Origin of the sequence: Rhodococcus sp. P-2 (assembly GCF_016598535.1) — a bacterium.
In the GTDB taxonomy this organism is placed as follows: Bacteria; Actinomycetota; Actinomycetes; order Mycobacteriales; family Mycobacteriaceae; genus Rhodococcus_F; species Rhodococcus_F baikonurensis.
The window spans coordinates 1062298-1081088 of the sequence record NZ_CP066779.1 but is presented as its reverse complement, the minus strand read 5'-3'; the positions used below and the strand labels follow the sequence as shown (position 1 = coordinate 1081088).

The following is an 18791-nucleotide window of genomic DNA, read 5'->3' as shown; positions in this document are numbered from 1 at the left end:
CGGTCCGGGGTGGCGATCACCTGCCCGAACGGGCGGTTCACGGGCGGCGTCCGGGCGGTTGAGCTGCCGAAGCCTGTGCACGGGCTGTTTGTCGGTACACAGTGGGAACCAGGTGAGACGCCGGTCACAAAGAATCGGCTCGAATCCCTCCCGCAGTCACATTCGTGCACATCCCTGAGGAGATACCGATGGCTATCGAGCTCAACCAGATCTGGGACTTTCCCATCAAGGAGTTCCACCCCTTCCCGCGCGCCCTGATGGGTGTGGGCGCTCACGACATCATCGGTGTGGAGGCCAAGAATCTCGGCTTCAAGCGCACCCTCCTGATGACAACCGGTCTGCGCGGTTCGGGCATCATCGAGGAACTCGTGGGCAAGATCGAGTACCAGGGTGTCGAGGTCGTGCTCTACGACAAGGTCGAGTCGAATCCCAAGGACTACAACGTCATGGAGGCCGCGGCTCTCTACCAGAAGGAGAAGTGCGACTCGATCATCTCGATCGGTGGTGGTTCGAGCCACGACGCCGCCAAGGGTGCTCGCGTCGTGATCGCACACGACGGTCGCAACATCAACGAGTTCGAGGGCTTCGCCAAGTCCACCAACAAGGAGAACCCGCCGCACATCGCCGTATCCACCACGGCCGGAACGGGTTCCGAGACGTCGTGGGCATACGTCATCACCGACACGTCGGACATGAACAACCCGCACAAGTGGGTGGGCTTCGACGAGGCCACCATTGTCACCTTGGCGATCGACGATCCGCTGCTCTACTACACCTGCCCTCAGCACTTCACCGCGTACTGCGGCTTCGACGTACTCGCGCACGGCAGTGAGCCTTTCGTGTCTCGTCTCGATTTCGCGCCTTCACTCGGTAATGCGATCTACTCGGTCGAGTTGGTCGCGAAGAACCTGCGCGAGGCTGTCTTCGAGCCACGTAACCTCAAGGCCCGCGAGGGAATGATGAACGCGCAGTACATCGCCGGGCAGGCCTTCAACTCCGGTGGCCTCGGCATCGTTCACTCGATCTCGCACGCGGTCAGTGCCTTCTTCGACAGCCACCACGGCTTGAACAACGCCATCGCGTTGCCGCGTGTGTGGGAGTACAATCTGCCTTCACGCTACGAGCGCTACGCCCAGTTGGCCGGAGCACTCGGTGTCGACACTCGCAACCTCACCACGGTTCAGGCCGCAGATGCTGCCGTCGAGGCTGCGATACGTCTGGCCAAGGACGTCGGTATCCCCGACAACTTCGGTCAGGTCCGCACCGACTCGTACGCGAAGAACCAGATGAACACCAAGAAGTACGAGGGTCGTGGTGATGTCATCAAGGGTGACGAGAAGACTGTGCGCGCCATCTCCGAGCACATTCAGGACGACTGGTGCACCCCGGGTAATCCCCGTGAGGTCACCGTGGAGTCGATGATCCCGGTTGTCGATCACGCGATCAACAAGTCGTACTTCTAGCAGGGCCTTCGGCCCCGTGCGCGGTTAAGGAGTCCAGAGGCTCCCTAACCGCGCACAGGGGCTGTGCCCCTATCGAAAGGTATTCCATGTCCGGTCGCAGTTTCTCCAGCGGAATCGAAGTGAAAGATGCTCTGCGAGAGCAGGACTATATTGCCGATGACGAGTTCGCGGTAGTCGTTCATCTGGCGACGGCGCTGGGGCGTCCGCTCCTGCTCGAAGGGCCGGCGGGTGTCGGCAAGACGGAACTGGCGAAGTCGCTGGCTGCGATCGGCGGACGCAAGCTGGTGCGCTTGCAGTGCTACGAAGGGTTGGACGACAATCGCGCCCTGTACGAATGGGACTACGCGAAGCAACTCCTGCACGTGCAGATGCTCCGCGACCGGATCAGCGATCAGGTTTCCGAATTCGACAGTGTCGCCGAAGCGTCGAAGTTTCTCGCCGATCAGGATTTCGGTTTGTACTCCGAGAACTTCCTGTCCGTGCGGCCGCTGCTCGAAGCGATCCTCTCACCCGAGCCGGTAGTGCTTCTGGTCGACGAGGTGGACCGCACCGAGGAATCGATGGAAGCGTTGCTCCTCGAGATTCTCGCCGAACAGCAGATCACCATTCCCGAGGTCGGTACGTTCGTGGCCCGTTCGCAGCCCTGGGTCATCCTGACATCCAACGACACTCGCGAACTCTCGCCCGCGCTCAAGCGTCGTTGCCTGCATTACCATCTCGGCTATCCGACGTCGGAGCGTGAACGCGAGATCGTCACGGCCCGAGCGCCGGAAGTGGACGCCGCTACTGCCACCGAGGTTGTCGAATTGGCTCGCATCCTGCGTGACCTCCCGCTGCGCAAAAGTCCCTCCATCTCGGAGGTCATCGACGCAGCCAGGGCGGCAACCGTCCTTGCGGCCAGTGGATTCGACACCGCTTCCGACGCCAAGGTGCGCGACATCCTGCTCACGGCGTTGCTCAAGTACTCGTCGGATGTGACGCTGGCCAAGGAACGATTCGACGGAAAGCTTCTCGAATCTCCGTCGCGTGACGGTGGTGAGCCGATCGAGCGAGCAACGGTGGCAAGCAAACCCGCCAACACGACGACGGCCGTGTTCCGGGGGACCGGTGGACGAGACCCCCATCAACAGGGAATCCGCGGCGGCAGCGGAATCCGTTCGACGCGATGACGACGCTCGGTGGCCTCGCCGTGTGGCAGCCGTCGTTTGTCCTCGACGTGGTGTCCGCGAGTTTCGGCCGATTGTTGAGGGCGGCCGGAGTTTCCGCGTCACCGGCCGAGGTCATCGAAGTTCGGCGTGTGCTCGCGATGGTGGGCGCTTCGGATCGTGAGACGTTACGAGCCTGCCTTCGGGCAGTGTGCGCCAAGTACTCTCACGAGCAGGCCGGTTTCGAGCGGGCGTTCGATGCGTTGTTCCGGCCGCCTGCGGAGAAGGCCCACGCCGAGCGGATGGCGTCGCGAGCCGAAGTGGCGGACGGTCTGCCCACCGCCCTCGGGATCGACGAGGATCAAGAAGTAGGCCGGTATGCCGAGTACAACGAGCGTGCAGCCGAGGTCGGCGACTACTTCGACACTCCGGAGGCGGAGAAGGGGTTCAACCCGCACAAGGACGACGACGATGTATCGATGACATCCAGCGATGCGGAACTGTCGGTCGATACCGGTTCGGAGACAGGCCGGCGGGGAGTCAGTTACACGGTCGACGTTGATCGTGCCGCGTCGGCAGTGGTCGGTGACCTGAGCACCAGTGTTGCTGCAGCAGTGGTCGGCTCGTTGTCGTGGGACGATCCGACGTCGATCCTCGCCTGGTTGGATGCCTACGACCCGAGCAAAGCGTATGCGGACGTCTCCGACGACGGGCCACTCACGCAAGCACAATTGAACCGGCTCGTCGAGGCGGTCGAAGCGTTCGTACAAGCGCTCTCGGCCGCTGCACTCGCCGAATCCGCTCCCGACGCGCCCGACAGTGAATCTGCTGCAGGCGCAACGCACAACGACATCGAACTCGCGTGCCACGAGGTGCTTCGGAGGATGAGAGGACCGTCCAGGCCTCGTCCTCGGGAGCGCTCTCGAGGACATCTCGACATGCGACGCACGGTGCGTTCGAGCCTGCGCACTGACGGGATACCTTTCCATCTGGTCGTGAAAGCTCCTCGCCCCGATCGAGTCCGACTGCTTTTGATCGCAGACGTGTCGCTGTCCGTGCGCCCCATCACCGCGTTCACTCTGCGCTTGGCTCAGGCAATGCATCGCCGGGCTGATCGTTGTGAAGTTCTCGCGTTCGTCGATCGTCCGGTCGACGTGACCGACACCCTGCTCGCCAGTAGTGGTGACGGTGCATTGGCAGCGGTGCTCGCACACCCGGGCCTGGATCTGGAAGCCAGCAGCGACTACGGGCGGGTGCTCACCGAATTGTTGGACGAACACGGAAACACCTTGAACTCGAGGACTTCCGTCATCATCGTGGGCGACGGTCGGTGCAACGGGTTGCCCCCGCAGGTGGACAAGCTGGAAGAGGTGCGACGCAAGGTCCACCGTCTGGCTTGGATCACGCCGGAACCACAGCGCTACTGGAACCAGGCGTCGTGCGCGATGCCGGAGTATTCGGAGATCTGCGACGAGGTTGTCGTTGCCCGAGATGCCGCGCAACTGATGGCAAAGGCGGCCGAACTAGGGCATGCACTTCACTGATGTCACTGCACTTCACTGATATCACTGCGATCTGTCGTGAACTAGTTTGATCTCATGTCTGAAATCAGGGGATCGATCTGGCGACCGATCGCGGCACTGACCGTGCTCGGCGCCGTGTGCGGGCTGGTGGCGCTCGGCGTGTTTCAGTGGTGGTGGAACTCGTTGGCATCACCTCACATTCTGACCGGCGGATCCTATCGGGAACCGTTTTCCGACCCGACGTTCACCGGACCTGATTTCATAGACCTCGTTCCGGCAGAGCCTGCCCCGTGGCTGTATTCGGGATTGGTTCTCGGTCCGACAGCAGTCGGCTTGCTTGCCGGGATCGTGTTCGTGGTGTTCGCCCGGCGTAATCGCGCGCAGGACCGCACGATTACGCCGGGCGATCGATCAGAGTGCTAGCAATGCTCGCGAGCCCAGTCGGGGATCCGCCAACGGGCGTAGCGCCAAGCGCAGCAGGACCAAGGCGTTGTCGTCGCCGGCGATCCTGTTGACTTTCAACGTATTGCACTCGACGCACTGGTGAACGAGCATCCATTCACCGTCTCGCCGGACCGACAAGCACAGCGCCGCCATGGCACCTCTGCACTGTTGTGCTCGGTCGCCCGGAACGCGACCATCCACGTGACGGCTGGCCAGGCAGTTCGGGCAGTGGTTCCGATGAGCGGTACCCGGCGCCTCGGTGGAGATGTCCAAACGGCATGTGAGACAACGGAAACTCGATCCGTGCTCGCCACCTGTTCCGTGTAATACGTGTTTGGTGCGTTGCGGTGTCCGCCGGGACCGGGTGGTGGGGTTCCTACGTGGCATCTGCGGTTCACCCCTCACAGGTCGCCGAAGGCTTCGAGCGGGAAGGGCGGTTGCGTGAGAGGACGCACTGCCATTCTCATCAACAACAACTGGTTGTCGTCTCGGCTGACGGGGTTGGAGGTGAGCTCGAGGCACTGTGCCCAGCGGTGGATGATCATCCAATCGCCACTGCGCAGCACAGCGATCGAAATGGGAGCCATGCGCATGCCGCAGTCTGACGGCCCACCGTCCACCTGGTCGAACAGGTGTAAGGAATGCAGGCAACTGGGGCAATGGTTTCGGCGATCGCCCTCGGGGCCGTACGTCATGACGGTGAGTCCGCACTGTACGCAGGAGAAGGTGTCGGTTTTCGAGATGGAATTGTGTGATTGAGGCACTGGAGAACTCCTAGCTGAGTGAACAAGGCAGGTAGGAGCAGGCCGAGGGGCCTCGCGCTGTCAGTCCGTCGTCTCGGGGATCAGCAGGTGAGGGTCGAGGTCGCGGACTGTGCAAAGGCGGGAGGCGCGCTCGGCGCGGGCTGGGTCATAAACACCTTCTGGATCGGTATTGCGGACCGCTCTGGCCGCAACCGAAAGTACAACGCGACCCGATCGCCGCGCCATCTATTTTTCGGCGATGTGTACCTGCCCGAACGGGTAGGTAGGCGCCTCTCCTTCGGTGGGTGTGCGGCGACTGACGTCCGCGTAGGCTCGGGGCCAGCGATTGTAAGGTGAATCACACCTGTTGGTGCACGTGAGAGCTGATGCACTGAGAGCGACGGACGGAAAGTCCCGAGCGGAGATCTCAGGGCAGCGAGAGGAGAGTGGGGTCGTGTCCGTGGCATATCCGGATGCTGTGAACCACGGTGTTCATCGCCGCGGCACTGCTGCTCGACTGGTCAAATTTCACGCCCCCGAGATCGTCTTCGGTATCGGTTCCCTGGTCGAGGCAGCACACGCGACTCTGCGGTTCGGCGGGTTCCGCCCGTTTCTGGTCACCGATCCCGGCTTGATCGACGCGGGATGGGTCAGCGAACTCGAGGACCATCTCACGGAGCAGGGATTGACCGCGACGGTGTGGTCAGGGCTGACGCCCAACCCCAAGGACTTCGAGATCGCGGCCGGATTCGAGGTGTACCAGGAAGGCGAGTGTGACGTCATCATCGCGCTCGGCGGCGGTTCCGTCATCGACGCGGCTAAAGGTGTCGCCGTCCTCGCTGCCAACGGCGGCAACATCCTCGACTACGAAGGCGTCGATCAGGCGACAAAACCGATCCCGCCGTTGGTGATGGTTCCCACCACGTCCGGCACCGGTGCGGACGTGTCGCAGTTCTGCATCGTCACGGACACGACCCGCGGCACCAAGATCACCATCATCGGCCGGGCGCTGGTGCCAGATGTAACGGTCATCGATCCGCGGTTGCTCACGACGATGCCCGAGTGGCTCAATGCGGCAACAGGATTGGACGCACTGACGCACGGAATCGAAGCCTTCGTATCGCTGGCGCACAATCCGTTGACCGATCATCACGCGCTCCGCGCTGTCGGCCTCGTGACGGAGAATCTGGTGCACACGATCCAGGACCCGATGGAGATGGAAGCGCGGTCGGTGATGGCGCAGGCCAGCCTCGAGGCCGGGTTGGCGTTCACCAACGCGATACTCGGCGCCGCGCACGCCATGAGTCATCAGGTGGGCGGCATGCTCGACCTGCCGCACGGCGTCATCAACGGGATTCTGTTGCCCCACGTCATCCGGTTCAATTCCACGACGGACGCCGCCCCCTTCGTTGCCATCGCTGCGGCGTTGAGTCTTCCCGAGCAGCGCGGCACACCGGAGGAAGCTGCGCTGGCAGTGGCCGACCGGGTCGAACGGCTCGCACGCGAGGTCGGCGTGCCGAAGGGTCTGGGGGAGTTGGGTGTTCGCGAGGAAGATCTGAGCAGGCTCGCCAGCTTCGCGTTGCTCGACGCCTGCATGTCCACCAATCCCAGGGAAGCGACGCAGGAGCAGATGGTGGCGTTGTTCCGAGGTGCCTTGTGAAGAAGAGGTGCGTTGTGAATCGGTGCGGACGATGACCGCGGACCTGTCCAGGCTCACCGGATTACGGTCGGGGAAGAGTTCGTTCTATCCGCAGTATCGCGGTGCGGCGGAGCGCCTCGAACGCGTCGTACATGCGTTGGAGTTGATCTCGCGGGCTTTGGTGCGAACCGTCGAAGGGCCGGAAACCCTGGTCTGCGCGGTCGCGGAAGCTGCCCGCGCTCATCTGAGTGCCAACTGGATAGTGTTCGCCTTGGCCGACGGGACCTTGCCGGACGCCGGGCCACGCCGATTGGTTCTCGGTCCGGATGCGACGCCGTTCCTGGTCGACAACGTGGAGGGACCACCGCTTCCGGAGGACGTCGTCGAATGCCTTGACGACATCCGGTACGGGAGAATCGAGTCCAACTCGGTGATCGACGCACACTATGCGTTTGTGCCTATCGTGCTCGGCGGCGGCGTGGTCGGAGCCTTTGCAGCCTGGACACCGGCCAACCGGACGCTCGACACGACGGACGGAGCCGTGCTGAGCATTTTGGCCAGCCAAACTGCCGTGGCTCTGCAGAACTCGGCGCTCTATCAGCGCGGACAACTATTGCTCGAACGAGCCGAAGATGCGTACGCGGAGGCAAATCGCACTGCAGCCGACCTCGCGGTGCGCAACAGCGAATTGGAGTCCACGCAGCGTCAACTCGGTGTGGCGCACCGGCATCAGGTGGTCGACGACGAACGGCACCGGATCGCCCGCGAACTTCACGACAGCGTGACACAGGCCGTGTTGTCGGCCGGCATGCAGATCGAGGTCTGCCGCAGCGACATCCCGGAGGCGGAACGCAGTGAAAGACTGGACTTGGCCAAGGATTTGACCAGGCGTGCGGTCGAGCAGCTTCGCTCGGCGATCTACGCTCTCAATCATTCCTCGGACGCGGACCGGACGTCGCTGCCCGAGATGCTCGAGCAACTCGGCGTGGTTCACATGCCGGACGAGTTGGCGGTCAGCGTTCGCGTCGGCGGTACCCCGACGGAGCTTCCGGGCGATGCCGAACATGCCCTTCTCCGGATTGCCGGAGAAGCCCTGTTCAACGCAGCGGTTCATGCTCATGCGAATCGGGCGGTGCTTCGTCTGACCTATCGCGCGGACTCCGTGTTGCTGTCGGTCTCCGACGACGGTGACGGCGACCCCGCGCGAATGCGTCTGATCCTCAAACTCGCAGCCACCAACGATGTCGACGGTCGCCACCGCGGACTGGCGAACATGCAGGCGCGAACCTCGGAGTTGGGTGGCGCGTTGGAAGTGCGGCGGGCACGGATCGGTGGGATTCAGATTCTCGTTCGACTGCCACTACCGCTACCGCAGGCGCCGCCGCTGGACTCGGGCATGGAAAACCTTTGCTCTACACCTGAAATCGAGAGCGAGGAATCATGACCACTGCTCGTCCCCTTGTCACCCGTGGAACGTCGCCGGTTCAAAGTTCGGTTCGCATAGTCCTGGTCGACGACCACGCGATACTTCGGCAAGGACTCCGCTCGGTGCTCGAGCGCGAAAGCGACCTCGAGATCGTGGGGGAGGCGTCGTCCCTGGCCGAGGCGCTCGCGGTGGTCGACAAGGTCGGCCCGGACATCGTCCTGATGGATCTCAAACTCTCCGCCAGTTCCGATTACGAGGGGCTGACCCTCTGCGGTCAGCTGTCCTCGGCACATCCCGGGCTGGGACTGTTGGTTCTCACCACCTTTCTCGATGATCAGCTGGTGGTGCGAGCGGTGCACGCAGGCGCTCGTGGCTACGTCGTCAAGGATGTCGACACCACCGAACTGGTGCGTGCGATCAGGGCGGTCTCGCGGGGTGAGAGTGCGTTCGACTCTCGCAGCGCATCTGCTGTCGTCCGTTCGCTCAACGGGCAATCGGCAACCAAGGAACGGTTGACCGATCGCGAACTGGAAGTATTGCGGCTTCTCGCAAACGGTCTGTCCAACATCAAGATCGGCGAGCGATTGTTCATCTCACCGACCACCGTCAAGTTTCACGTCAGCAACATCATGCGCAAACTCGAGGTGAGCCGTCGAGCAGAGGCTGTCTACGCCGCGAGTAAGCAAGGTCTGATCTAGCTGCGCTCGGAGACGGTCCAGGCGCGCAGTGCCTGATGCTGTACGAGCAGCACTCTCGATCGAGTCGTGCGCAGAGTCGACGCGGTCATCTCGGCAGTCAGACCCACTGCGATTCGCAATATGAGAACCTCACGTTGGTCGTCGGTCAGGCGGCGCGGGCGTTTGAATCGCCCGTCGGTGTTGTGTGACTGGGGAATTGACGCAATCCGTCGAGAGGCCAACTCGTAAGCGAAAGTCTCGATGCGCGTGTCGGCGGAGATCGTGTCGGACATTCGTGTGACGACGTCCAGGGTGCATTGATGGGCGAGATCGTCGGCGAATGTTGCTACAGACGTCCCGAGGAGCCTGGCGCGATAGTAGAGAACGACGCGAGGGTGCACGCGGGCCAGGAGTTTCGCGAGCGCTCGGTGGTCGCCGGCGAATGCCTCGGCGGCGGTGCGGTTCAAGGAAATCGATCGTTCACAGATCTCGGGTGAAGCGGTACGTACTGACGGTGAAGTCGGTGAAGTGTTCGCGCCCCTGATCGACAGCTTCATCAGCAACTCCTCGAGTACACCGCGCCTCACCATGCTGGAACGAGAATTGAGGTACCCCGCCGAAATTGCGGGTAAACCTGAAGTTACCTGCCAGGTGTCCGGTCTTTTCGCCGGGAGCGCCAGTCCGCGAGCATGCGCGGCATTTCCGCGGCCATGAAGTCGAAGAAGTCGCGCAGATCTGCCATACGATCGCCGGCCGTCGTTCCTTCACCGAGGACCCGAATGCCCTCGTCCGCCACTGCCGAGACCTGGTAGAGCGAGGACTGTTTCGTGACAAACGCGTCGGCCCACATGTCGACGCTGACGCAGTAGTGCTGACGCCTCGATCCGGGGACGGCCACACGCTCGATCAACCCGACTTGCTGGAGGTATCTGACGGCACCGGAAATGGCGGCGGGGCTCACGCCCAACCGAGATCCGAGATCTCCTGGCGTGGACGAGGGCGTCTCGCTGGTCATCAATGCGGCCCAGACGCGGGCGGGCATCGGCGGAAAACCCATGTCGCTCAGTACGAGTGAGAGTCGCTCGACATAATGGCGGCTCTCGTCCGGTGCAACGGTATGGCTGGTGTCGGTCATCGGAACCCTTCGATCTTTCCTCTTTTTCTATCTTCACACATTTGTGAAATCGGCGTACGGTCAAGTTCATGGGTGCGGCGATTTCAGTGAAGAACCTCGTCAAGACGTTCGGTACCACCCGCGCGCTGGATGGCCTCGACCTCGACGTCTCGACGGGCGAAGTGCACGGATTCCTGGGGCCGAACGGCTCCGGAAAATCCACCACCATTCGGGTACTCCTCGGCCTGCTCCGCTCTGATTCCGGAGACGCAACCGTCCTCGGCGGCGATCCGTGGCGAGACGCCGTGACTTTGCATCGACGTCTCGCTTACGTGCCTGGTGACGTGAACCTGTGGCCCAATCTCACCGGCGGGGAGGCCATCGATCTGCTGGCCGGTCTGCGTGGTGGCCTCGACCGAAAACGTCGAAGCGAGTTGCTCGAGCGCTTCGAACTCGACCCGACCAAGAAAGCGCGGACGTACTCGAAAGGTAACCGGCAGAAGGTTGCACTCGTGGCGGCGTTCTCGTCCGACGTCGACCTTTACGTCCTCGACGAACCGACATCGGGGCTCGACCCGTTGATGGAAGCGGTGTTTCAGGATTGCGTCGAGGAGGTGGCTCACGCCGGGAAGACGGTCCTGCTGTCGAGCCATATCCTCGCCGAGGTCGAAGCGCTGTGCGATCGAGTGAGCATCATCCGCGACGGGCGGACGGTGGAAGAGGGAACGCTGTCCGAACTCAGACATCTCACGCGCACGTCTGTCTCGGCGGAGACGCAGCGACCGATCGGTAGCCTCGACGGGCTCGGCGGTGTCCACGACGCGGTGATCGACGGGAACCATGTCACCTGCGAAGTCGACAGCGCGCAACTCGGACCTCTCATGACGTACTTGGTCGGCTTCGGGATCGTTGCGCTCAGCTCCACTCCGCCGACACTCGAAGAACTCTTCTTGCGGCACTACGGTGACGAGCGGGCAAGGGAGACTTCGGTCCACCTGCGAGCCGAGACCGGAGTACGGCCGTGACCGTCGTCGAGGCCGCTCCACCGGTACCGGCGTCGGCGAGCCAATTCACCGGTACGCGCCGACTGGTCCGGCTCGCTTTGCGTCGGGACCGAATTCAGCTTTCCGTGTGGGTCATCTCGATCGTCTTGTTCATGTTGCTCGTCGTCGCCAGTGTGACCGGGCTGTATAAGACACCCGAGGAATTGCGAAACATCGCAGTCAGTTCCGCGGTCTCGCCGGTAGCGCTGGCGACCAACGGAATCGTGTCCGGCGATTCGCAGGGCGCGATAGTCGCCAGCCAGTCGGTGCTCGTGTTCGCGTTGGTGGCGGCATTGATGAGCACGCTTGCGGTGGTTCGTCATACGCGACAGAACGAGGAGACCGGCCGCGCCGAGATGATCGGTGCAGCGGTGGTTGGTAGACGAGCGCTCCTCACCTCCGCGCTGACCGTCACGGTCGGTGCGAACGTCGTTCTGGCACTGGGAATCGCGCTGGGGGCGATGGCCGCCGGTCTGCCGGTCGGTGGTTCGCTTGCGCTGGGTGCCTCGGTTGGCGGTACCGGAATCGCGTTTGCCGGTGTGGCGGCGGTGACTGCGCAGATCACCGACGGTGCTCGCACGGCCAACGGTCTGGCGGGTGCCGCGATCGGCGTTGCCTTCATGCTGCGCGCGATCGGTGACGTGAACAGTACGGTCGTCGACGACGGAACTCGCGTGGTGAGCGGTTGGTTGTCGTGGCTCTCGCCGATCGGATGGGCACAACAGATCAGACCGTTCGACGACGACGCCTGGTGGATCCTGTTGTTGCTGATCGGATTTGCTGCCGTACACGTGGTGGTGGCGTTCGTTCTCATCGGTCATCGCGATCAGGGAGCGGGACTCGTTCAGCCCCGTCCCGGCCCACCGACCGCGGCATCGTGGTTGCCTTCCGCCTGGGGCCTGGCCTGGCGGATGCAACGAATGACGATGTTCTGGTGGATCTTTGCCGTTGTCATTCTCGGGTTCGCGTACGGTGCCGTGGGCAACGAGATCGACGCGATGGTGGGATCGTCGCAGCAAACCGCGGAGATGTTCGAGAAACTTGGTGGCGGCGGAACGGATCTGGTGGATTCCTACCTGGCCACTGCTCTGGGGCTCACGTCGATAGTGATCGCGGCGTATTCGGTCCAGAGTCTTCTCCGGATGCGGGGCGAGGAAACATCGGGACGGCTCGAACCGTTGCTGGCAACCTCCTTGTCTCGGTGGAGGTGGATGCTTTCCCACCTGGGTGTGGTTGTGGGCGGTGTGGTCCTTGCGCACGTCCTGATGGGTGCCTTCACCGGATTTGCCTTCGGGCTCGTCACGGACGACATCGGCGGCAACACACTCCGAATGACCGGCGCTGCCTTGGCCTATCTGCCTGCGGTGCTCGTAGTCGTGGGGCTGGTGTCGTTGGCTTTCGGACTGTTTCCGGCCTACGCATCGGCGCTCTCCTGGGGAATCCTGGCGGCATGCATCGTGCTCGGGCAACTCGGCACGTTGCTGAAGCTTCCGCAGGTAGTGCTGGATCTGTCGCCCTTCACCCACGTGCCGGGTGCCCCTGCCGAGCCGGTGACAGTTCTACCCCTGCTGGCAATGATCGTTGTGGCAGTATCACTTTCGACAGCATCGCTTGTTGCTTTCCGTCGTCGCGACATCCAGGTGTAGGAGAGCTGAACTCAACTCAGAATTCGACGAAGCTGGCGAGCCCGTGCAGCGAGCCGTCCTGCGGCGTCGAATAATTCGGTTTCGTCGACGCAGAGTGTGTCGGTTGCCCACACGGTGCCATGACGCAGGCGATACCACTGGAACGGTGACTGATCTGCCGTGACGTACTCCGGCATGAAATGCGCGGTGAACTCGACGGTGGGAATGGCCACGGGCGTCGTCAGCGTCGCGAACAGTCCGGGCGGAAGAGCGTCGAGCAGAACGGCGGCGCGCTCCTGGGCCGTGAAATCGAGGTCGGTCAGCAATCGGATCCAGACGTCGAATTCCGGGGAGTCGCCACCGGCGAACGGCCTCGCGGAATTGATCGGACGGATGTCGAGGTGCTGGGAGAACGGCACGAAGTCCACCGGGATCTCCAGCGGTGGCAGGGTTGCCAGGTCGACCGGACTCGGCTCGATTCCGGGGGCGGACAGCGTCGTGGCTCCTGTGTCGCGGGCCAACCGAACGAGGGCGGATCCCGCATCGGTCAGCGTGACGTGGCAACTGACAGTCCGCCCGCCCCGCATCTCGCCGACGGTCAACTCGGCCGGCCCCGGAGGGACGGGGCGGTCCAGGTGTGCCGTGACCGCCATAGGTTCGGCTCCGGACGCCTCGGCGGCAACTCGCAGCATCCGTGCTACGGCGAGTCCGCCCTGAATGCCGTCGAAACTTCGCCAGCTGGAGTCGAACTCGGTGTGATGACGCGCTGCGTCGATTGACGGCGCGGCCGTCACGGAGACCTGACTAGTAATTGCCATAGTCAGCACAGTAGATGCTGACTATGGCAATGGCAAGCTAGGGTCTACTCGGGCGTGCTGGACGACCCACCGAAGAGCATGTAGATGAGAATCTGAAGAATGCCGAGGGGATTGATCTCGCCGAGGCTGCTCATGTGTGAGGAACTCCTGTTTGCGGGGATGGGTATTGTTGCGTCGCAACGTCACTGAAAGTACGGCAATTCAGGCAATGCGGTGCGGAATTTACCGATAATTCACTGTCCGCGAGTCGGGCGACAGTGCAGGTAAGCGTCAGTGACTACGTCGAGAACGCGATTGCCGTGTGCATCGACCAGTTTCGCTGTGATGGTGACCAATCCCCGCGCGCGATTGTCGAACACGACGTTGTCGACGGTGACCTTTCCGCTCAGGGTGTCACCGGGGCGAAGTGGACGTAGGAAGCTCACGTCGCGCATGGTCTTTCCGGCGATCACGTTCCATTGGTCGTAGAGGCCGGCGACCACCAATTTCTGGCAGATCGACAGGGTGTGCAGCCCGCTGGCGATCAACCCGCCGAAGACACCGGACCCGGCGGCTTCCTTGTCGATGTGAAACCACTGGGGATCCCACTGGGTTGCGAACTCGACGATCTCCTCTTCGGTTACCGAATACGAGCCCAAAGGGATCACTTGGCCGATCTCGAGATCCTCGGCGAACACTGTGCGTTTGTGAAGGGCGGCCGAATCGTTCATGGTTGTGCAAATCTCCTGCGTGTTACGGGTGTACTCGGAACATACTCCCGCAGTGTGTTCGGCTCCTTCGCAAGTCCTTGTCCAGGGTCACTAGAATCGTCACATGGTTGACGACGCGAAGATCGAGCCGAGGGCGCTGGCAGGGACGTGGCACTTCGAGCGCGACATCGTCGACCGCCTTTCCGGTTCCACCAAGAAAGTCTTCGGCGAGACCACTATCTCCGACGCCGGTGACGGTCGAATGCGCTGGTACGAGAGTGGCACTCTGCGTGACGGCGATGTGGAACTGCCGGTGTTCCGGACTCTGTTCATCGCGAAGCGCGGCCTCGAGTGGGCCGTGACCTTCGAAGACGGCAGAGAGTTCCACGACTGGGCGCCGGGAGAGGAAGTCGAGCACCTGTGTGGTGCGGACACCTATCGCGGGCGGATCGACATCGCTGCCGTGGATGGATCGGCTTGGGCTGTGGTCTGGACCGTGACGGGGCCGAGGAAGGACTACACGATGACCACGCATCTCACTCGGCCCTGAACAGCGGTCGTGCCAGTTATTCGACGCCGATCGTCACCTCGGTGGACTTCACGAATACCGTTGCAGCTTGGCCTGGTTCGAGGTCGAGATCCAGCGCGGCATCGCGGGTGATCGACGAAGTCACGATCTGGTTGCCGCCGTCCAATTTCACCTTGACCGTTGCCATGACGGTGCCGAGGTTGACCTCGGTGATGGTGCCGGTGAGTTGATTTCGTGTGGACAGTCGCATTGCTGAACTCCTGTGCTCTCGGGCGGGTGTACTCCGACCATAATCCGACGGTCGCGTATCGACCCAGTGATTCCGCAGGTGCGGACATGCGGGCGCCGTCGGTGCGCGAATATTGTCGGGCAGTGGAGGTAGATTCCGGTCATGACTGAACCCGTGAAAGGCCCGGCGTCGTATTTTCCGTCGATCGAGAAGAAGTACGGTCGGCCGATCGGTGAGTGGCAAGAGCTGATCAGAAGCTCAGACCTCACCAAGCACATGGAATTGGTGAATTGGTTGAAGTCGGAGCACGGTATGGGTCATGGACACGCGAATGCCCTTGTCGCGCATACCTTGAAAGAAGGGTGAGTCGCCTCAGGCGGCAGCACCGTCCAGCACCAACCAGCCGCCGTGATGCTCGAATACCTCGAACGGCACACCGGTCTGCCGGCCGACCGCCTGCAGTGACTCGAGATCGAAAGTGCGGATGTGGCCGTGGCACGCGGTGGCTTCGTCCTCGAAGGGGACGGCTATGACGACCCGCCGACGTGCGATTCGGAGTGCCTGCGCGATCACGGCCTCGCCGACTGCGTCGTCGACGTGCTCGAGGAGATGAATCGCGGTGACGGTGTCGGCGCTGTTGTCCGGTGCCGGTACTTCACCCGCATCGCAGATCACCGTGTCGATCGTGATGCCGAGTTCGGGGGCTACCGCGTCGAGCAGGATCATCGTTCCGGGCAGGATGTCCGTGGCGGTCACGTCCATTCCGGCGCGCGCGAGCCGTAGTGGCAGGAAACCGAAGCAGGAACCCAGATCGAGCACGGAACCGCGAACCAGTTCTTCGGCTTTGTCGTGAATCGGCGCGAAATCTGCAGTGCCGTCCAGTAGTTCGGCAAGGGAGTTCCGATAGTACGTGGTCCAGGATTCGAGAGCGCCGTCCACGGTGGAGCGAACCAGGCCGACCATCGTCAACTCGAATTCGTCCTGACCGAACTCCGCGTCCTGGATCGACGAGGTGACTCCGGCGACGAGTCGCTCACTCAGATCGGCGGGAGTGAGGGAGTGTCTGACGTGGAGGCGACCGCCCCGGCGATCCAGCGAGATCGGACCGGACTCGACGCGTTCGACGGTGACATGCCCGAACGACCACAAGCCCGGCGTCGACGGTGCCAGCGAATCCAAGACCGGTTCGTTCGTGATGGTGGACATGATCGCCTTTCTCAGGTGGTGATGCTTTCTCAGGTGCTGATGCCGGTCCGCAGGGACTGCGTACCCGTTTTCAAGAGTTCCGGTAGCTCGAGTGAATCGTCGGTGAGCCACTGCTCGTACGCCGACATGGCCACCCCGAGCAGAAGATAGCCGACCGTGCGTGGGCCGTGATCGGTCGGCTCGAGATCCATTCGGCGTGCGACGTAGTCGGCGACCACCTGCCGCCAACCTTCGTACATCACCACAGAGTATGCCTGAAGTGTCGGAACTTCGAGGATCAATTCCATCCGTTTGCGATGTACCGCAGTCTCTTCCGGTGGGAAGGTGTTGAACGTCAGCAATGCGGATTCGAGTGCGTCTACCAACGGGATGTCGGCGGGCAGTGAGTCCAGGTGCTCGCGCATCTCGTCGAGATGCCCGTCGAAGTCTCCCCAGGGAACTGCGTTCTTGGACGGGAAGTAGCGAAAGAAGGTCCGACGCGCGATGCCGGCGGCGTCGGCTATCTGATCGACGCTCACCTCGTTGAAGCCGACTGTGGAGAACAGTTCGATGCCGATCGTGCTGATTCCCTCCTTCGTTGTGGAGGGGCGACGACCTATCCGAGCGGACGGTTTCTTGCGGCTACGCATACTTTTTTCGCTCCATGTGTGTCATTCTGCACTCGATGCCATTACAGTGGTGAACCGAGTCACAGTGAAGTCCCACTAGTGACCACCAACTCCCAGGTTGGAAGTCTGATCTACAGACTTCCAGACGGAGTGCGACCGCAGGAGGAATCCATGTCAGATCGTGACAACAAGGCGCTCGAGAACGACCTCGTCGAGGAGTCCCTCGTGGAGGAAGTTTCCATCGACGGCATGTGCGGCGTGTACTGACCGTGTCTGCTTTGGATCTCGATGCGGGGTGGAAACTCCACCCGCAGGTAGCGCTTCGTCCCGAACCTTTCGGGGCGTTGCTCTACCACTTCGGAACGCGCAAGCTGTCGTTCCTGAAGAACACGACCATCGTTGCGGTGGTCAAGGCGTTGCCAGACCATCCTGATGTCCGGTCCGCACTACGTGCGCAGGGCATCGAAGATGACGCGGCTCCCCAATATGCCCGCGCGCTGAGCACTCTCGCCGATTCGCACATGATCGTGCCTGTCTGAGCCAGACGCTCGCCCCCACGTGCGGAACAGCCCTTCTGCACGTTCGCCCGCTTCATTTCTTCGCGAGGACACAGCCATGACCTCAGTTCTTGAACAGCCCTCCCCGCCCGCCAAGGTGGGTCGCCTCGTCGATCAGTTCGAACTCGGACTCGACGCCCCGATCTGCCTGACGTGGGAACTCACCTACGCCTGCAACCTGTCCTGCGTGCACTGCCTTTCGTCTTCGGGTCGTCGTGACCCCAACGAGCTGAGCACCGAACAGTGCAAGTCCATCATCGACGAGCTGCAGCGTATGCAGGTTTTCTACGTCAACATCGGTGGCGGCGAGCCGACGGTACGCTCCGACTTCTGGGAGCTCGTCGACTACGCGACGGACCACCAGGTCGGTGTGAAGTTCTCCACCAACGGAGTGAAGATCGACAAGAAGGTCGCGGCGCGCCTCGCCGCCAGTGACTACGTCGACGTGCAGATTTCCATCGACGGTGCCACCGCTGAGGTCAATGACGCTGTGCGCGGGCCTGGTTCGTTCGCGATGGCTGAGCGCGCTCTCGCGAACCTGAAGGAAGCCGGCTTCAAGGACGCCAAGATTTCGGTGGTCGTCACGCGGCACAATGTCAGTCAGCTCGACGAGTTCAAGGCTCTCGCGGACAAGTACGACGCGACCCTGCGCATCACTCGACTGCGTCCTTCGGGCCGCGGCGCCGACGTGTGGGACGACCTGCACCCGCGCCCCGAGCAGCAGCGTGAGCTCTACAACTGGCTGGTGGCCAATGGTGAAGGCGTCCTGACGGGCGACTCGTTCTTCCACCTCTCCGCCTTCGGCGATGCACTGCCTGGTCTCAATCTCTGTGGTGCGGGCCGAGTCGTGTGCCTGATCGATCCGGTCGGTGACGTGTACGCGTGCCCGTTCGCGATTCACGAGCAGTTCCTTGCCGGAAACATCGTGAAAGACGGTGGATTCCAGGAAGTCTGGCAGCACTCGGACCTGTTCGAGGAGCTGCGCTCGCCGCAGACCGGTGGCGCCTGCAGCAAGTGCAACCACTACGACTCCTGCCGCGGCGGCTGCATGGCGGCCAAGTTCTTCACCGGACTGCCGATGGACGGACCTGACCCCGAGTGCGTCATCGGCAACGGTGAAATGGCATTGGCGTCGGCGGGAGAGGTCCCGAAGTCCAGTGTCGATCACTCCCGTTCCGGTCAACGTAAGACCCCACGTGCATCGGTGCCCCTGACACTGATGATGCGTCCGCCCGCCAAGATTTGTGACGAAAACCCGCTTGCGGGAATGCAGTAACTACTGCGCGATACCGACAGTGCGGCGAAAGCTGCAC

General features: G+C 62.3%; 23 protein-coding genes. 14 read left to right on the top strand and 9 right to left on the bottom strand.

Annotation, left to right across the window (positions count from 1 at the left end; all coding sequences use genetic code 11):
• Nucleotides 1-188 precede the first annotated feature (188 nt).
• The 4 genes from mdo (at nucleotide 189) to I7X09_RS04945 (ending at nucleotide 4554) form a co-directional block, all read left to right on the top strand.
• The gene (gene mdo, locus I7X09_RS04960; RefSeq protein ID WP_003942095.1) at nucleotides 189-1463 is read left to right on the top strand and encodes an NDMA-dependent methanol dehydrogenase; all 1275 of its coding nucleotides are present in this window, start codon (nucleotides 189-191) and stop codon (nucleotides 1461-1463) included.
• An 86-nt stretch (nucleotides 1464-1549) separates the two neighbouring features.
• Nucleotides 1550-2632, top strand: coding sequence for a MadB family AAA-type ATPase (locus I7X09_RS04955; protein WP_124568254.1), 1083 nt, complete (start codon nucleotides 1550-1552; stop codon nucleotides 2630-2632).
• On the top strand, nucleotides 2629-4152 hold the full coding sequence (madC, locus tag I7X09_RS04950; RefSeq protein ID WP_200315886.1) for a MadC family VWA domain-containing protein: 1524 nt from the start codon (nucleotides 2629-2631) through the stop codon (nucleotides 4150-4152). The genes I7X09_RS04955 and madC overlap by 4 nt, the downstream gene beginning before the upstream one ends.
• 54 nt (nucleotides 4153-4206) lie before the next feature.
• Nucleotides 4207-4554: a hypothetical protein gene (locus I7X09_RS04945; protein ID WP_200315884.1), complete on the top strand. Its 348-nt coding sequence runs from the start codon at nucleotides 4207-4209 to the stop codon at nucleotides 4552-4554.
• On the opposite strand, the gene I7X09_RS04940 is transcribed toward I7X09_RS04945, so the two are convergent.
• On the bottom strand, nucleotides 4543-4962 hold the full coding sequence (locus tag I7X09_RS04940; RefSeq protein ID WP_095970469.1) for an RNHCP domain-containing protein: 420 nt from the start codon (nucleotides 4960-4962) through the stop codon (nucleotides 4543-4545). The two genes, I7X09_RS04945 and I7X09_RS04940, sit on opposite strands and share 12 nt — an antisense overlap.
• 14 nt (nucleotides 4963-4976) lie before the next feature.
• The gene (locus tag I7X09_RS04935; protein ID WP_200315882.1) at nucleotides 4977-5339 is read right to left on the bottom strand and encodes an RNHCP domain-containing protein; all 363 of its coding nucleotides are present in this window, start codon (nucleotides 5337-5339) and stop codon (nucleotides 4977-4979) included.
• A 433-nt stretch (nucleotides 5340-5772) separates the two neighbouring features.
• Between I7X09_RS04935 and I7X09_RS04930 the strand changes: the two genes are divergently transcribed.
• Genes I7X09_RS04930 through I7X09_RS04920 form a run of 3 tightly spaced genes read left to right on the top strand, consistent with a single transcriptional unit; the run spans nucleotide 5773 to nucleotide 9081 of the window.
• Nucleotides 5773-6978, top strand: a complete 1206-nt coding sequence (locus tag I7X09_RS04930) for an iron-containing alcohol dehydrogenase (protein ID WP_003942060.1) — start codon at nucleotides 5773-5775, stop codon at nucleotides 6976-6978.
• A 31-nt stretch (nucleotides 6979-7009) separates the two neighbouring features.
• Nucleotides 7010-8401: a MadS family sensor histidine kinase gene (locus I7X09_RS04925; protein ID WP_095970300.1), complete on the top strand. Its 1392-nt coding sequence runs from the start codon at nucleotides 7010-7012 to the stop codon at nucleotides 8399-8401.
• The gene (locus tag I7X09_RS04920) at nucleotides 8398-9081 is read left to right on the top strand and encodes a MadR family response regulator transcription factor (RefSeq protein WP_095970299.1); all 684 of its coding nucleotides are present in this window, start codon (nucleotides 8398-8400) and stop codon (nucleotides 9079-9081) included. Before I7X09_RS04925 ends, I7X09_RS04920 begins: the two co-directional genes overlap by 4 nt.
• Here I7X09_RS04920 and I7X09_RS04915 read toward each other — a convergent pair.
• Together I7X09_RS04915 and I7X09_RS04910 are read right to left on the bottom strand one after the other, a co-directional pair.
• Nucleotides 9078-9617, bottom strand: coding sequence for an RNA polymerase subunit sigma (locus tag I7X09_RS04915; RefSeq protein WP_166811255.1), 540 nt, complete (start codon nucleotides 9615-9617; stop codon nucleotides 9078-9080). The genes I7X09_RS04920 and I7X09_RS04915 overlap by 4 nt on opposite strands.
• A gap of 83 nt (nucleotides 9618-9700) precedes the next feature.
• Nucleotides 9701-10195, bottom strand: coding sequence for a GbsR/MarR family transcriptional regulator (locus I7X09_RS04910; RefSeq protein ID WP_007728322.1), 495 nt, complete (start codon nucleotides 10193-10195; stop codon nucleotides 9701-9703).
• Between the two features lie 68 nt (nucleotides 10196-10263).
• Between I7X09_RS04910 and I7X09_RS04905 the strand changes: the two genes are divergently transcribed.
• Both I7X09_RS04905 and I7X09_RS04900 read left to right on the top strand, forming a co-directional pair.
• Nucleotides 10264-11199: an ABC transporter ATP-binding protein gene (locus I7X09_RS04905; RefSeq protein WP_124568260.1), complete on the top strand. Its 936-nt coding sequence runs from the start codon at nucleotides 10264-10266 to the stop codon at nucleotides 11197-11199.
• On the top strand, nucleotides 11196-12863 hold the full coding sequence (locus I7X09_RS04900; protein WP_200315880.1) for an ABC transporter permease: 1668 nt from the start codon (nucleotides 11196-11198) through the stop codon (nucleotides 12861-12863). Before I7X09_RS04905 ends, I7X09_RS04900 begins: the two co-directional genes overlap by 4 nt.
• Nucleotides 12864-12874: 11 nt before the next feature.
• On the opposite strand, the gene I7X09_RS04895 is transcribed toward I7X09_RS04900, so the two are convergent.
• Together I7X09_RS04895 and I7X09_RS04890 are read right to left on the bottom strand one after the other, a co-directional pair.
• Nucleotides 12875-13660 (bottom strand): thioesterase family protein, encoded by a 786-nt coding sequence (locus I7X09_RS04895; protein WP_200315879.1) that lies wholly within the window; start codon nucleotides 13658-13660, stop codon nucleotides 12875-12877.
• A 233-nt stretch (nucleotides 13661-13893) separates the two neighbouring features.
• On the bottom strand, nucleotides 13894-14370 hold the full coding sequence (locus tag I7X09_RS04890; RefSeq protein ID WP_095970295.1) for a MaoC/PaaZ C-terminal domain-containing protein: 477 nt from the start codon (nucleotides 14368-14370) through the stop codon (nucleotides 13894-13896).
• Between the two features lie 103 nt (nucleotides 14371-14473).
• On the opposite strand from I7X09_RS04890, the gene I7X09_RS04885 reads away from it, so the two are divergent.
• The gene (locus I7X09_RS04885) at nucleotides 14474-14899 is read left to right on the top strand and encodes a DUF6314 family protein (RefSeq protein WP_200315878.1); all 426 of its coding nucleotides are present in this window, start codon (nucleotides 14474-14476) and stop codon (nucleotides 14897-14899) included.
• Nucleotides 14900-14915: 16 nt separating this feature from the next.
• Here the strand turns inward: I7X09_RS04885 and I7X09_RS04880 are convergent, their stop codons facing one another.
• Nucleotides 14916-15128, bottom strand: coding sequence for a TOBE domain-containing protein (locus I7X09_RS04880; RefSeq protein ID WP_003942061.1), 213 nt, complete (start codon nucleotides 15126-15128; stop codon nucleotides 14916-14918).
• Nucleotides 15129-15269: 141 nt separating this feature from the next.
• Here I7X09_RS04880 and I7X09_RS04875 point away from each other — a divergent pair, with 141 nt between their 5' ends.
• Entirely contained in the window at nucleotides 15270-15473 is a 204-nt protein-coding gene (locus tag I7X09_RS04875) for a DUF4287 domain-containing protein (protein WP_007728313.1), read from the top strand.
• 6 nt (nucleotides 15474-15479) lie between these two features.
• Here the strand turns inward: I7X09_RS04875 and mftM are convergent, their stop codons facing one another.
• On the bottom strand, nucleotides 15480-16313 hold the full coding sequence (mftM, locus tag I7X09_RS04870) for a mycofactocin oligosaccharide methyltransferase MftM (RefSeq protein WP_200315877.1): 834 nt from the start codon (nucleotides 16311-16313) through the stop codon (nucleotides 15480-15482).
• Nucleotides 16314-16342: 29 nt separating this feature from the next.
• Entirely contained in the window at nucleotides 16343-16942 is a 600-nt protein-coding gene (mftR, locus tag I7X09_RS04865) for a mycofactocin system transcriptional regulator (protein WP_021343507.1), read from the bottom strand.
• 150 nt (nucleotides 16943-17092) lie between these two features.
• On the opposite strand from mftR, the gene mftA reads away from it, so the two are divergent.
• The 3 genes from mftA to mftC all read left to right on the top strand — a co-directional run bounded on the left by mftA (nucleotide 17093) and on the right by mftC (nucleotide 18754).
• Nucleotides 17093-17188: a mycofactocin precursor MftA gene (gene mftA, locus I7X09_RS04860; RefSeq protein WP_063836238.1), complete on the top strand. Its 96-nt coding sequence runs from the start codon at nucleotides 17093-17095 to the stop codon at nucleotides 17186-17188.
• The gene (mftB, locus tag I7X09_RS04855; protein WP_007728309.1) at nucleotides 17173-17460 is read left to right on the top strand and encodes a mycofactocin biosynthesis chaperone MftB; all 288 of its coding nucleotides are present in this window, start codon (nucleotides 17173-17175) and stop codon (nucleotides 17458-17460) included. The genes mftA and mftB overlap by 16 nt, the downstream gene beginning before the upstream one ends.
• Nucleotides 17461-17536: 76 nt before the next feature.
• Complete coding sequence (mftC, locus tag I7X09_RS04850) at nucleotides 17537-18754, top strand: mycofactocin radical SAM maturase (RefSeq protein ID WP_003942089.1); 1218 nt, start codon at nucleotides 17537-17539, stop codon at nucleotides 18752-18754.
• Nucleotides 18755-18791: the final 37 nt, after the last annotated feature.